Below are 12,836 nucleotides of genomic sequence, written 5' to 3' on the forward strand. Positions count from 1 at the left end.
CCACTGCCCGGCGTCGCCCCCGTCGTCCCGAGTGCCGCTCCAGATGCCACCATCGTGCCTGCTCGCGCAGGACGCCAGCGCAGAAACACGCCGTGCGGCGTACGCCGCACGGCGTGTGTCCGGAACCCGCCGGCCGGCGGGGCGGTGTCCGCGGGCTCAGTCGCGGCCCATGGCCTTGCGGACGACGTCCTTGGTGCGGTCCATGAGCGCGGCGACGGGGCCGAGGGCCATGTTGGCCGCGGCGGACTCGACACCGGGGTGGGGCCGGGTCGGTGCCATGGCCTCCGCGGCCTTCACCGCCTTGGCCATGGTGGCGAGGTTGGTGACGTCGGTGCTGCGGCGGATGTGCGTGAACTCGTAGCGCTCCTCCGCCCGGGCGTGCTCCTGCACGTCCGCGCGCAGCACGCGCAACTCGGTCAGGAACTCCGGGTCGTCGGGGTCCATGTCGTCCAGGGCCGCGAGGGTCTCCTTGGCGGCCCGCTCCTCGGCGAGCCGGTCCTCGACGACCTGGCCGCCGCCGGACAGCGCCCGGCGGGCGAAGGGGTGGACGACCTCCTCCTCGGCGGTCTCGTGTACGGCCAGCAGCCGCACCAGGCGGTGGAAGGCATCGCGCCGTTCCCCGCCCTTGCTCTCCTCGACCTCGTCGAACAGGTTGCGGATGTCGCCGTGCTGGCGCATCAGGAGGGCGACGACGTCGATGTCGGGCACCCGGTCGTCACCGGCCTGCGGGGTGTGCAGCTCGGACATGTGCGGCCGCCTCACTTCTCGCGCATCGCGGGGTCGGGGTGCTCGCCCTCGGACTGCAACCGGTACTCGCGCCCGAACATCGCGTCGTGCTCGGCCATGACCCGCTCGCTGGGCGGCTCCTCCCCGCCGTGGATCTGCTCCTGCATCTTCTCGAACCGCTCGTGGGCCTCGCGCACGTAGCCCGCCCCCAGGGTGGTCAGGTCCATCTGCGTGCCCAGCAGCTCGCGCAGGTACTGCTTGTTCGGCTCGAAGGTGAGCACGTTCGGCAGCTCCGGCGCCAGGACCTCCTGCGGCTCGCGGCCGTCGTGACGGCGCATCAGGTCGCAGGCGACGTGCAGGTGCTCCAGCTCCATGTTCAGGTGCAGCTCCCAGATCGCCTTCACCCTGGGGTCGCTCTCCTGCTCCATGAAGGAGTAGTACAGGTAGCACTCGTTGTACTCGTGGTTGACGAGCTGCTCCCACCACGTCTCACCGGGGTCGACCAGCGACTCGTAGTGCGTGACGTGCTCCTCCTCGATCAGCCCGATCTCCTGGTAGAGCTGACGGGCGATCGGCTCCATGTAGGTGGGGCCGGTGTTCATGTAGAAGTTCATCGTCTGCTGCTCCGCCGACATGATCGTCAGGGCGTGCAGCTTCGACAGCGGGTCCGTCGCGCTCTTGTCGTACGGGTCGCGGACGTTGTCGACCGGATTGCGGTGGTGGTACTTCGTGGGCCGGCCCGGCATCACCTCGGTGAGGTTGCCGACGATCGACTCCGCCTTGCGGTGCTCGATCATCTCGTACAGGTTCGCGTACCGGTACAGGTGGTCGAAGTCCTCCAGCACACCGAACTGGTAGGCCTGCTTCAGGTACGGGTCCGGCTCCATCCGGGCCACCCACGCCGTCAGGTCCACCGCGACCTGCTCGTAGGCGATGGTCGTCTCCAGCACCGACGACACGCCGGGCAGCAGCCAGTTCACGACCTTCTGCTGCTGTGCCTCGATGTACCGGGTCCGGGCCAGCTGGCGCTTGATCTCGGGGTCGACCGTGTTGCGGGCGAGCTGGTGGCTGAAGAGGATCGCCTCCACCTCGATGCCGTTCATCGTGATGATCCGGCACCGCGTGTACGGGTCGCAGTGGTCGGGGTCGATCGGCTGCACGTTCAGCTCGCGCCAGCTGCGCAGTTGCCGGTCCAGCGGAATACCCCGCTGTTCGAGGGGATTGAAAGTCATGGGGGGTTGCCTCCAGATGCAGGGCAGCTCGTGCGCCGGCGGGTACCCCGCCACGGTCGAAGTGCACAGGCCCGTCACCGAGTCTGGCCGCCACCGACGGAATTCGGCCGCCCACGACACCCTTGGACCAGGGAGTTCGCCCTGTCAGCCCAGCAAATGTGACAAACACGGCGACCATGACTTGGCCGAACCCATGCGCGCGGGAGGGAGTTGTGGCCGCGCGCCCACGGGCGCGCGGCCACAACGACGCACCCCCCGACGGCCACCGGGCCGGTCGGGGGGTGCGGGGAACACTGACGCCGGGCGTCGCCGGCGCGGACGTCACTGGGTGCTGAGCATGCCTTCGCGCAGGCGGCCCAGCAGGCGGGAGATCAGACGGGAGACGTGCATCTGGGAGACGCCCAGGCGCTCGCCGATCTCCTTCTGGGTCAGCTCCTCGACGAACCGCCAGTGGATGATCTGCCGGTCGCGCTCGTCGAGCGCGGCGATCATCGGAGCCAGGGCGTGGAAGTCCTCGACCAGGCCGAGCGCGGCGTCGTCGTTGCCGATGAAGTCCGCCAGCGCGGCCTCGCCGTCCTCGCTGCCGCTGATCGCCGCGTCCAGGGAGGCCGAGGTGTAGCCGTTCGAGGCCAAGCGCGCCTCGATGACCTCGTCCTCGGGCAGGCTCATCAGCTCGGACAGTTCCTTGGTCGTCGGCGTCCGGCCCAGCCGGCTGCGCAGCTCCTCGGTGGCACGGGCCAGCTGCACGCGGGCCTCCTGCAGCCGCCGGGGCACGTGCACGGCCCAGGAGGTGTCCCGGAAGAACCGCTTGATCTCGCCCACGATGTAGGGGATGGCGAACGAGGTGAACTCCACCTCGCGGGACAGCTCGAACCGGTCGATGGCCTTGATCAGGCCGATCATCCCGACCTGGACGATGTCCTCCATCTCCTCCGGGCCGCGGCTGCGGAACCGGCCGGCCGCGAAGCGCACCAGGGACATGTTCATCTCGATCAGCGTGTTGCGCGCGTACTGGTACTCGGGCGTCCCCTCCTCCAGCACCTCGAGCTGGTCGAAGAAGAGCCGAGACAACTCCCGCGCGTCCTTGGGCGCAACCTTGGACGGATCCACGATTTCCGGAATGTCCACGGTCTGCTCCGTGACCTGCACGGTCGTCGTCACCATGATGCGCCCTCCCACTCGATCGGCCGTCGCTCCGGCCATCTCTCCCCGGCCGGGCAAGACGCGCATACCCCGGCATGCACGGAGCATGCCTCATTCATTCGGGACTACTTCGGAACCACTCGGACGCCGGGTTCCCGGCCCCGCCCGGCCCCGCGCCACCCGCGCCGTCCCGGGGGCCACCACCGGTGCGGCCACGCGCCGGGACGGTCCCCGGCGCCCCCGCACGACCTGGGCGACCGGCACGGGGGAACCGCGGGCGGCACGCGTACGGCGACCCGCGCCGTCCGGGTCCGGCGGACTCGACGGGGGCTCCCGCGGCGGCCGTGCCGGGAGCCGGTGACGGGGCGATCGCCGTCGCGGCGGTCCGCGGCCCGCGGACGGCCCGGGCGAGGGGGGAATCGGGTCCGGCGGCGGGAACCCACCCCCTCGGCTCGCGCGGCCGGTTCCGGAGCGCGGGGGTCGGCGGCGACCGCCTTGAGCGGCAGCGGCAAGGGACGCCCCGGGCGGAGAACCGCTCGGGGTCGCCCCGAAGCCGCCGTTTCCTCGCGCGGGCGACCGGCGGGTGCGGTGCCCCCGCCCGGTGCCCCGGGCCGGCCGGTGCCGGGACGTGCGCGCCGTCGTGACCGGCCGGGCGCAAGGCGCGCCCCACCACTCGCGACGGGCGGACTTCCGTGCTGGAGGCCGTCCTGGGCCGCCCGGCGGTCCGCCGGATCGCGGCCCGCCGCCGGCCGGCCGGACGGTCGGCCGGTCGGCCGGTCGGCCGGCGGCGGACCGGTCGGCGTGGTTGTCGTCGGGCCAGTGGGCCGGGGCGACGGCCTCGGCCCACTGGCCCGTCAGGACCGGGGGGGCGCCCCCGCCCGACGCCGACGCGTCAGGAAGGCGCCCGAAACCCGGGTCCCACGGTCGGGGAGGCTCGGCCGGGTCCAGCGGGGCGGGTCGGGAACTGGTGGTCCGCCGGCCGCGTTCCCGATCGGGAAGGCGGCTGCGCCACGGATCCCCCCGGCGCCCGGCCCGCGCGCGGGTCCCCCGTCCGGCTTGAAGCACTGCCCGCGCGGGCTGCGGCAGCCACCGGACGCGGCGTGCGCTGGCCCACGGGCAGAGCCGGAGGTCAGACCGGGGTGATGTTCTCGGCCTGCGGACCCTTCTGCCCCTGCGTGACGTCGAACGTCACGGCCTGCCCCTCCTGGAGCTCACGAAAGCCCGAGGAATTGATCGCGGAGTAGTGCGCGAAGACGTCCGGGCCGCCGCCGTCCTGGGCGATGAAACCGAAACCCTTCTCCGCGTTGAACCACTTCACGGTTCCCGTGGCCATGATCATCCCTTCCGGTCGGTGAACGCCTCCCGCTCGTGCGGGAGGCGGAGGTGATCGCCCTGGTTCCCGCAGCACCGCACGGCAAAACACCCCCACCGGAGCGTGGGCGAAGGAGGAATCCGCACCCCGACAGCCGACGCAGGCACAGGCGCCGGGCGTCGGACGCCGCGTCACCGCGGGAACGACCGCACGCCGCGCACCGAGCGCCGGCCCCGGAACCCGGGACCCGGGACCGGCGCTCGGAGTGTCCCCGCGGCCGGCCGTCCTGCCCGGTGGCCCCACCGCTCAGTCGGCCGGGCGGCCGGTGAATACAATTCGTCTCGTGTCGAAGCCTGACGAACTGCTGGTTGACGTCGCCGCCCTGGTGGAGTCCGGGCGGAGCAATCAGATGTCCCTGACCGTGGTCACCGGTGGTGCCGTCATCACCGGTCGGCTGGCCCCCGAAGCAGTGTGGAGGCAGAGGGTGTCGGAGGTACTGACGGACTCGGACCGTCTGGACGAGTTCTCCGGCGTCTTCGCCACCCCCGCGACGAGCGGGCCACCTACGCATCTGCACTTCCACGTCGCCCGGATCCTGCAGGGTACGGTGGGGATCCCGGAGACGGGCGGGATGTACCGCGTGGCGATCGAGGACGTCAGCGCCTGGACCGTGGGCGACTTCAGCTATTCCGACCGCTGAGCGATCGCTGCGCCGGAACCCGGTGCGCGCGGTGCGCGCCGGTCGGGCCCGCACCGCCGTTCAGGTACCGGCTCGTGCCCGTCCCCCGGCCGGACGGACACGGCGGCCGGGGGCGCCGGGCGTCGTGGAGGTTCGCCGGAGCGGGCCGGGGGACGCGTACGGGGCGGCCCCGGGCAGGAGGACGCGCTCGCTCACCGCGCTCGCCCCCGTGCGTGTTCCGGGTTCGAGTCGGGCTGGAGTGGCCGGGGGGTGTGGATGCCGACGCGATCCGCTGCCTGGGCGGTGGATTCGGCGGGGCCGAGCCATTCGCACAGCAGGATGGTGGCGTCGTCGTGGAGGCGTCCGTCGTGGTGGTCCAGGACGGCGCGGGTCAGGCGTCGCAGGGTCTCGGGGACGGACAGACCGTCCGCGTGGTGGCGCAGGATGAAGTCGGTGAAGCGCTCCAGGCCGAACTCGGCGCCGCCTGCCGTGCGGGCCTCGGTGATGCCGTCGGTGTACAGCACGATCCGGTCCCCCGGCTCCAACTGCTCACGGCACACAGCGGCCTTCAGGCCCAGACCGGTGCCCATGGGATGGGCGGGACGGCAGGAGAGAACGGTGTGCCCGCGGTTGCCGCGGATCAGGATCGGCGGGTGGTGGCCGCGGTTGACCCAGGACAGCACACCGGTGGAGGTGTCCAGGTCGGCCTGGATGCCGGTGACGTAGCGCTGCTGCCCGTACTGCTCGATGAGCGCTTCCTCGATCCGTTCGGTGATCTCCACCAGGCCGGCCCCCTGACGGCGGGTGTTGCGGCAGGTGGCCATGGCCAGGTTGGCGCTCAGTCCGGCCGCCGTGTCATGGCCCATGGCGTCGAAGATCGCCAGGTGCACCACGTCACCGGCGGTGGAGTAGTCGAAGGCGTCCCCGCTGGTCTGGTAAGCCGGTTCCATCGAAGCGGAGATCACGACTCGGCCGTCCGCGTACGAGTGCGGCTGCATCAGGTGCCACTGCATCTCGGCGGCGATGTTCATCGGTCCGCTGCGCGTCAGGCGGGCGAAGGAGTCGCTGCTGCTGTGCTTGCTGTGCACGATCAGCGCCACCAGCGAGGCCAGACGGCTCATGTCCTCCCTGGACCGTTCGTCATCCGTCTCAGTGGTGATCCGCAGCACGCCCAGGCGCTCGGCACCGTTCAGCAGCGGCACCCACCACCGCCCGGCCACCGTCCGCCCCGGCCCCGCCGGATCGTCCGGCACGACATGCCCCAGCTGGTAGGCCCGTCCCGCCGGAGTTCCCTCCATCTTCAGCTCGGCGTCCTCGCCGCCCGTCTCCTGCCCGGCGTCAGGGCCCTTGCCGGTCAGCAGCCGGAGCACCCTGCACTGCAGGTCGCCCAGGTAGATCAGTACCTGGGAGAAACCCGCCGCCTGCGCGTGCTCGGCCGTCCTCGCCGGCAGCAGCTCCAGTGGCATCAGGTGGCTGGCGGCCAGCAGCCCGGCCAGCATCCGCCGCCCACCGGCATCCCGATCCGCGTCACTCACCACAGCACCCCTTTCCGCCTCGGTCCCCGCTCGCGCGCCGGCGCGCACAGACTTCGTCTGCCCGGCTGTCCATCCCCCGCACCCGTACGGGCCGCGTCCTCCCCCGCGGCTGCCCGGTGCACCGCGCATCGCCCACAGGCGGTGGCGGCTTCGGACGTGACAGCGGGCGGGCCACGGGGGCGGGGACGGGGACGGGCCCCTGTGGGTTTCGCCAACCCGCCGGGGCGGACCGGGGTTCGTGGAAGGCGCCGTCGCGGAGCGTTCGGGCCCGCACCCCGCGTGGTGCGGAACTCACCGCCCCGTTTGCCGAGGGGCGGCCCCGGTCACCCGTACGGGAGTCAGCATCGGCAACCTGCACGAAACCATCACCCTGGTCTCTGGGCCCTGCCGGACATCGCCCCGGGCCACGGGGGTCCGGAACCCGGCTCACCGGTTCTTATGAGGAGCAATTGGCATGACGAGCGAGCAGTCGAGCATCCTGCGGAACAGGTCGGTGCCCATGCCGGTGGCGGAACGGGCCGGCTGGGACGCGGTGGACGTGCGGGCGGTCGACACCGCGCGGCTGCTGGCGGCCGACGCGGTGCAGAAGGTGGGCAACGGCCACCCCGGGACGGCGATGAGCCTGGCCCCGCTCGCGTACCTGCTGTTCCAGAACGTCATGCGGCACGACCCGGACGACGACCAGTGGCTGGGGCGCGACCGGTTCGTGCTCTCCTGCGGACACTCGAGCCTGACCCTGTACATTCAGCTCTACCTCTCCGGGTACGGGCTGGAACTCTCCGACCTGGAGGCGTACCGGACCTGGGGCTCGGCCACCCCCGGCCACCCGGAGTACCGGCACACCCGCGGTGTGGAGATCACCACCGGTCCGCTGGGCCAGGGTCTGGCCAGCGCGGTGGGCATGGCGATGGCCGCACGCCGCGAGCGCGGCCTGCTGGACCCCGACGCCGCGCCGGGCGCCAGCCCGTTCGACCACCACGTCTACGTGGTCGCCTCGGACGGCGACATGATGGAAGGCGTCACCTCCGAGGCCGCCTCACTGGCCGGCCACCAGGAGCTGGGCAACCTGATCACGTTCTACGACTCCAACCACATCTCCATCGAGGACGACACCGACGTCTCCTTCAGCGAGGACGTTCCCGCCCGGTACGCCGCCTACGGCTGGCACGTACAGACCGTGGACTGGACCCGCACCGGCTCCTACGTCGAGGACGTCGACGCGCTGCTGGCCGCGATCGAGGAGGCCAAGCGGGAGACCGCCCGCCCGTCACTGATCATGCTGCGCACCCTGATCGGCTGGCCCGCGCCGAACAAGCAGAACACCGGGAAGGCGCACGGCTCGGCGCTGGGCGACGACGAGGTCGCCGCCACCAAGCAGGTCCTCGGCTTCGACCCGGAGCGCAGCTTCCTCGTCGAGGAGGACGTACTGGGCCGGGCACGCGCCGTGGCCGACCGGGGCCGCGAGGCGCACACCCGGTGGGAGCGCCGCTTCGCGGCGTGGCGCGAGGCGAACCCGGACCGTGCCGCGCTGCTCGACCGGCTCCAGGCGCAGGAACTGCCCGACGGCTGGGCCGACGCGCTGCCGACGTTCCCGGCCGACGCGAAGGGCATGGCCACCCGCAAGGCGTCCGGCCAGGTGCTGACCGCGCTGGCGCCGGTACTGCCGGAACTGTGGGGCGGTTCGGCGGACCTGGCCGAGAGCAACAACACCACCATGAGCGGCGAGCCCTCCTTCGTCCCCGCCGACCGGCAAACCAAGGAGTGGAAGGGCGGTCCGTACGGCCGCACCCTGCACTTCGGCATCCGCGAGCACGCGATGGGCGCCATCCTCAACGGCATCGCCCTGCAGAGCCTGACCCGTCCCTACGGCGGCACCTTCCTGACGTTCTCCGACTACATGCGCCCCGCGGTACGCCTGGCCGCGCTGATGAAGCTGCCCGCCACCTACGTCTGGACCCACGACTCCATCGGCCTGGGCGAGGACGGCCCCACCCACCAGCCCGTGGAACACCTGGCGGCCCTGCGCGCCATCCCCGGCCTGGACGTGGTGCGCCCCGCCGACGCCAACGAGACGGCCGCCTGCTGGCGCGCCGTTCTGGAGCACAGGGACCGGCCCGCCGGACTGGTCCTCACCCGGCAGAACCTGCCCGTCCTGGATCGCGACAGCGGGGAGTACGCCCCCGCACGGGACGCGGCCCGGGGCGGGTACGTCCTCGCCGACGCGGCGGAGGGCGCCGCACCGGACGTCATCCTGATCGCGACGGGCTCCGAGGTCCAGATCGCCCTGGACGCCCGCGAACTGCTGGCGGCCGACGGCCTCGCGGTGCGCGTCGTGTCGATGCCGTGCCGGGAGTGGTTCGCCGCCCAGTCCCCGGCCTACCAGGAGCAGGTCCTGCCGCCGTCCGTGCGCGCGCGGGTCAGCGTCGAGGCCGGGGTCGGACAGGGGTGGCGCGAACTGGTCGGCGACGCCGGACGGATCGTGAGCCTGGAGCACTACGGCGCCTCCGCCGACTACCAGCGGCTGTACTCCGAGTTCGGCATCACCCCGCAGGCGGTCGCCGAAGCCGCCCACGACAGCATCCGCGACACCCACGGGACCCCACGTCCCGGCGGCCGCCAGCGCACCTCCGCCCCCACCGACGGCGGCACCGGCGACCACCCGTGACGGCCCGTCCCGGGAGCGGTTTCGGCCCGCTCCGCGGGCGGGCCCGCCCCGAGCCCGACGACCGCCTCCTCTCCCGCCCCCGGCGACGTCCTGCAACTGGAATCCATGCTCCTGGCCGCAGGGGACGGAGCAGCCTGCGGCCAGGAGCAGCCTGCCGGCGCGCCCCGCGCGCTCCGGCGGGAGGCGACGAGCGGCTCCGCGCCGGGCACCCCGGTTCCTTCCCGGAACGCGCTGACCGCCGGATCGCGCTCCTCGAGGGGTGCGCCCCGCCGCGGCCCGCCGTACTTTCCGTGCCGCGCGACACCGCACACGACCCCTTGGCGGGGCGGGAACCGGATGCGACCCGGAGGACCGCCTCGGGAGCGGGCACCCGTGGCCGGCATGCGACACGTCATCGAGGGGAACTCCGCCGGGGATCCACCGGATGAGGCGGTTCGAGGACCGAGGGGGTGAGAGCATCCGTGTCATGAAGGGTACGGACGGCCACGCGGCTCGATGGTGGGGAGCGCTGCGCCGGACGCCGGTGGCCGTCTGGAACGACGACGTCACGGACTGGGCCGCTGCGCTGACCTATTACGCGGTCCTGGCCCTGTTCCCCCTGCTGCTGGTGATCCTCTCGATCCTGGGCCTGACCATGCCCACGGCCAAGCCGGAGGTCATCGACCGCATGGCGCAGGCCGCTCCGGTCGCCTCCCGCGCCCTGCTGCGCAGCACCCTGCGGCAGATGGCCGGGCAGTCGTCCGCGGCATGGACGCTGGTCTTCTTCGCGGGCGCGGGCGCCCTGTGGTCTGGATGCAGCTATCTGAGCGTCTTCCGCCGAGCGTTGCACGCGATGCACCGGGTCAGCCCGCACCGGCCGGTCTGGCGCACCGCTCCGCGCATCATCGCCACGGCCCTCGTCCTCATCACCCTGCTTCTCACCTCGACCCTCGCGTTGTTCCTGACCGGGAGCCTGGCCCGGCGTCTGGGCCGGGCGCTGGACCTGGGCAGCGGGCCGCAGGACGCCTGGGACACCCTGCGGTGGACGGTCGTGGCCGCGGTCGCCGTCGCCCTGGTGCTCGTCCTGTACCGTTCGGGCCCGGCGCCTTCCCGCCCCGTCGGGAAGATGGCGCCCGGCGGCACACTGGCGGTGGTGCTCCTGCTGGCCGTCTCACTCGGCTTCGCCCTCTACACCTCCCATGTCAGCACCTACCACCGCCTGTACGGTTCACTGGCGGGCGTCGTGGTCTTCCTGGTCTGGCTGTGGCTGTCCAACCTGGCCCTCCTGATCGGCGCCCAGTTCAACGCGGAGCTGACGAAGCCCGTGCGGGGGGAACCCGTGCGAGGAGAGGGCGGCGGCCTTCCGGTACCTGCGGCGGACCGCCCGTAGTCTCCGGCCGGTTCGCGCGGTACGGCGGCACGCATCCGCCGTGCGCGGACCGCCGCGTCCGTCCGGTCCGTGCACGGCGGGGCCTCGTGGAGGGGGCACCACGCCCGGCACCTGTGCGGTCGGCCCCGCCGGCGGGCCCGGCCCAGCCGGCCCTGCACCTGCCCGCCCCGGCCCCCGGGGCCGTCGGCAACAGCGTCACCCAGCGGCACCGGCCGCGCCGGGGCCCCGGGGGCACGGGGCCCCGATCGCCGCCGTGCCCGTCGTCAGTGTGCGGTGCCGGTCTGCCACACGACCTCACCGCCCTGCCGGATGACGACGTTTCCGTCGTTCAGCAGACTGAGGACGGCACCCGGGTGCCCCGATGTCCTGCTGGCCCACACCGGCTTGGCATCACCGTCGTAGACCACGAGGTTGCCGTCCTCCTGGAAGACGGCCTGCAGGCCCGTGCCGGAGGTCCTGCTGGCCCAGCGCGCCTTGCCGTCCTCGTCGTAGACCACCAGGTTGCCGTCCGACTGCATGATCAGCTTGGCGCGCCGGGTCTGGAGGAACTCCCCCGCGGCCAGTGAGCGCCGCGCCCCGACGGTGAGCGTGTCCGGCAGGGGCGCCCCGTCCCCGGCCCCGGCCGACGTCCCCGGGGGCGTGCTGGACGCGGTACCCGCCGGAGTCTTCGACGAGCCGGTGCGGGCCGCGGCGGAGCCGGGGCGGGCCGCGGCGGCCGACGGCTTCCCGGGCGTGGACGAGTGGCTCCCGCTCCCGTCCCCCCGCAGCGCGAACACCGTGGTGGCCACGACGACCACCGCCACCACGGCGGAGCCTGCCAGGACGAGCGGCAGGCTCCGTCCGCGCCTCGTGGCCACGACGGGAGCGGGCTGCGGGGGAAGGACGCCCGACGCCGCCCCGAAGCCCGTCATGGGGGTCTGCTGCGTGTCCGCGTCGCTGTCCGGTGCGGGGTCGACCCGTGTCGCCACGACCGTCGCGGGATGCGCGGGGTGTTCGTTCCGCGTGGCCGCGCCGTCGGCCGCCGTGGTTCCCGGTGCCGCGGCTCCGGCCGCGCCCGAGGCGAGGGCGCGCTGGTAGACGGGATGGTGTACGAGATCGGTCTGGGACGCGCACATCTCGACGATCCTCTGCGGATCGGGGCGCCGGGCGGGATCGCGGTGCGTGCAGGCCGAGATCAGACGGGCGAGGTCCGGGTCCACGCCGCTCAGATCGACGTCTTCGTGGACCGACCGGTAGGAGACGGCGGCAGCGGGGCCGTCACCGTAGGGCGGACGGCCGGTGGCGGCGAAGGCGAGTGTGGCGCCGAGGGCGAAGACGTCGGCGGCGGCCTCGCTCTCACCGTGCGTGAGGGTTTCCGGCGCCATGTAGCCGGGGCTGCCCACCGAAGTACCGACCTGCGTGAGGTTCGGCGAGTCAAGGCTCCGCGCGATACCGAAGTCGATCAGTTGGGGACCGGTGGCGGAGAGAATGACGTTGTGCGGCTTGATGTCGCGGTGCCACACGCCGTGGACGTGGATGTCGACCAGTCCCTCGGCGAGGGCCGCCAGCAGCACCCTGCACAGATCTGCCGGAAAGGGACCTGTCGCCGTCACCGCCGTGTGCAGCGTCGGCCCCGGTACGTACTCGGTGGCCAGCCAGTACGGAGACGTGGTCACCTCGGCGTCGATGAGCGTGGCGGTGTACGCGCTGCGTACCGTGCCCAGCGTCTCCACCTCGCGCCGGAACCTGCTCAGCACCCGCTCGTCGTTCTGCAGGTGGTCATTGATCACCTTTACGGCGGCCGGACGCCCTCCCGGCGAGCGGGCGAGATACACCCGCCCCATGCCGCCCTGCCCGAGCCTGCCCACCAGACGGTACCGACCTATCTGTACCGGATCAGTTCCATCGAGCGGATGCACCGGGCCCGCCTTTCCTAGACGTACGATCCAAGTCGGCGCCGAAGCCGCGGTGTCGTCCTGGCCGAGCGGCACCGCGGCTCTTCGGCGACGGAGTTGCGGCCGTCAGTCTCCCTCGGGGGAAGTTCGCAGGCGCGCGGGCCCGGCACTGATGGATGCAACGTCACGATAGATCAAATCGCGTCGACGGGGCGACCGCCGTCACCGGGTGGTCACGCAACACGTTACCGGCCGTAACGGTGTGACGGGTACGGCGTGTTGACCGGACCGGGCCCGCTGT

The 12,836-nt window shown here is 72.6% G+C and carries 9 protein-coding genes; 3 read left to right on the forward strand and 6 right to left on the reverse strand.

Annotated elements, in window-relative coordinates:
- Nucleotides 1–156 precede the first annotated feature (156 nt).
- The 4 genes from QQY24_RS07650 to QQY24_RS07665 form a co-directional block, all read right to left on the reverse strand.
- Nucleotides 157–747, reverse strand: coding sequence for a hemerythrin domain-containing protein (locus QQY24_RS07650; protein ID WP_301971920.1), 591 nt, complete (start codon nt 745–747; stop codon nt 157–159).
- An 11-nt stretch (nt 748–758) separates the two neighbouring features.
- Nucleotides 759–1,958, reverse strand: a complete 1,200-nt coding sequence (locus QQY24_RS07655; RefSeq protein ID WP_301971921.1) for a hypothetical protein — start codon at nt 1,956–1,958, stop codon at nt 759–761.
- Between the two features lie 321 nt (nt 1,959–2,279).
- Nucleotides 2,280–3,122: an RNA polymerase sigma factor SigF gene (locus tag QQY24_RS07660; protein ID WP_301971922.1), complete on the reverse strand. Its 843-nt coding sequence runs from the start codon at nt 3,120–3,122 to the stop codon at nt 2,280–2,282.
- A 1,108-nt stretch (nt 3,123–4,230) separates the two neighbouring features.
- A complete protein-coding gene (locus QQY24_RS07665; protein ID WP_301971923.1) occupies nt 4,231–4,434 on the reverse strand; it encodes a cold-shock protein in 204 nt (67 codons plus the stop codon).
- Between the two features lie 322 nt (nt 4,435–4,756).
- Between QQY24_RS07665 and QQY24_RS07670 the strand changes: the two genes are divergently transcribed.
- Entirely contained in the window at nt 4,757–5,113 is a 357-nt protein-coding gene (locus tag QQY24_RS07670) for a hypothetical protein (RefSeq protein ID WP_301971924.1), read from the forward strand.
- Nucleotides 5,114–5,304: 191 nt separating this feature from the next.
- Here the strand turns inward: QQY24_RS07670 and QQY24_RS07675 are convergent, their stop codons facing one another.
- Entirely contained in the window at nt 5,305–6,630 is a 1,326-nt protein-coding gene (locus QQY24_RS07675; protein ID WP_301971925.1) for a PP2C family protein-serine/threonine phosphatase, read from the reverse strand.
- Nucleotides 6,631–7,081: 451 nt separating this feature from the next.
- On the opposite strand from QQY24_RS07675, the gene tkt reads away from it, so the two are divergent.
- Both tkt and QQY24_RS07685 read left to right on the forward strand, forming a co-directional pair.
- Nucleotides 7,082–9,292 (forward strand): transketolase, encoded by a 2,211-nt coding sequence (gene tkt, locus QQY24_RS07680; protein ID WP_301971926.1) that lies wholly within the window; start codon nt 7,082–7,084, stop codon nt 9,290–9,292.
- A gap of 466 nt (nt 9,293–9,758) precedes the next feature.
- The gene (locus tag QQY24_RS07685; RefSeq protein WP_301971927.1) at nt 9,759–10,661 is read left to right on the forward strand and encodes a YihY/virulence factor BrkB family protein; all 903 of its coding nucleotides are present in this window, start codon (nt 9,759–9,761) and stop codon (nt 10,659–10,661) included.
- Between the two features lie 263 nt (nt 10,662–10,924).
- On the opposite strand, the gene QQY24_RS07690 is transcribed toward QQY24_RS07685, so the two are convergent.
- Nucleotides 10,925–12,508 carry a protein kinase gene (locus tag QQY24_RS07690; protein WP_301971928.1) on the reverse strand — a complete coding sequence of 528 codons (1,584 nt, stop codon included), beginning with the start codon at nt 12,506–12,508 and terminating at the stop codon, nt 10,925–10,927.
- Between the last annotated feature and the right edge of the window lie 328 nt (nt 12,509–12,836).

It is taken from the genome of Streptomyces sp. TG1A-8, assembly GCF_030499535.1.
Taxonomy (GTDB): Bacteria; Actinomycetota; Actinomycetes; order Streptomycetales; family Streptomycetaceae; genus Streptomyces.

Coding starts and splice junctions, on each gene's coding strand:
- tkt (WP_301971926.1), top strand. CDS start 7,082: ATGACGAGCGAGCAGTCGAGCATCCTGCGGAACAGGTCGGTGCCCATG.
- QQY24_RS07650 (WP_301971920.1), bottom strand. CDS start 747: ATGTCCGAGCTGCACACCCCGCAGGCCGGTGACGACCGGGTGCCCGAC.
- QQY24_RS07655 (WP_301971921.1), bottom strand. CDS start 1,958: ATGACTTTCAATCCCCTCGAACAGCGGGGTATTCCGCTGGACCGGCAA.
- QQY24_RS07660 (WP_301971922.1), bottom strand. CDS start 3,122: ATGGTGACGACGACCGTGCAGGTCACGGAGCAGACCGTGGACATTCCG.
- QQY24_RS07685 (WP_301971927.1), top strand. CDS start 9,759: ATGAAGGGTACGGACGGCCACGCGGCTCGATGGTGGGGAGCGCTGCGC.
- QQY24_RS07665 (WP_301971923.1), bottom strand. CDS start 4,434: ATGGCCACGGGAACCGTGAAGTGGTTCAACGCGGAGAAGGGTTTCGGT.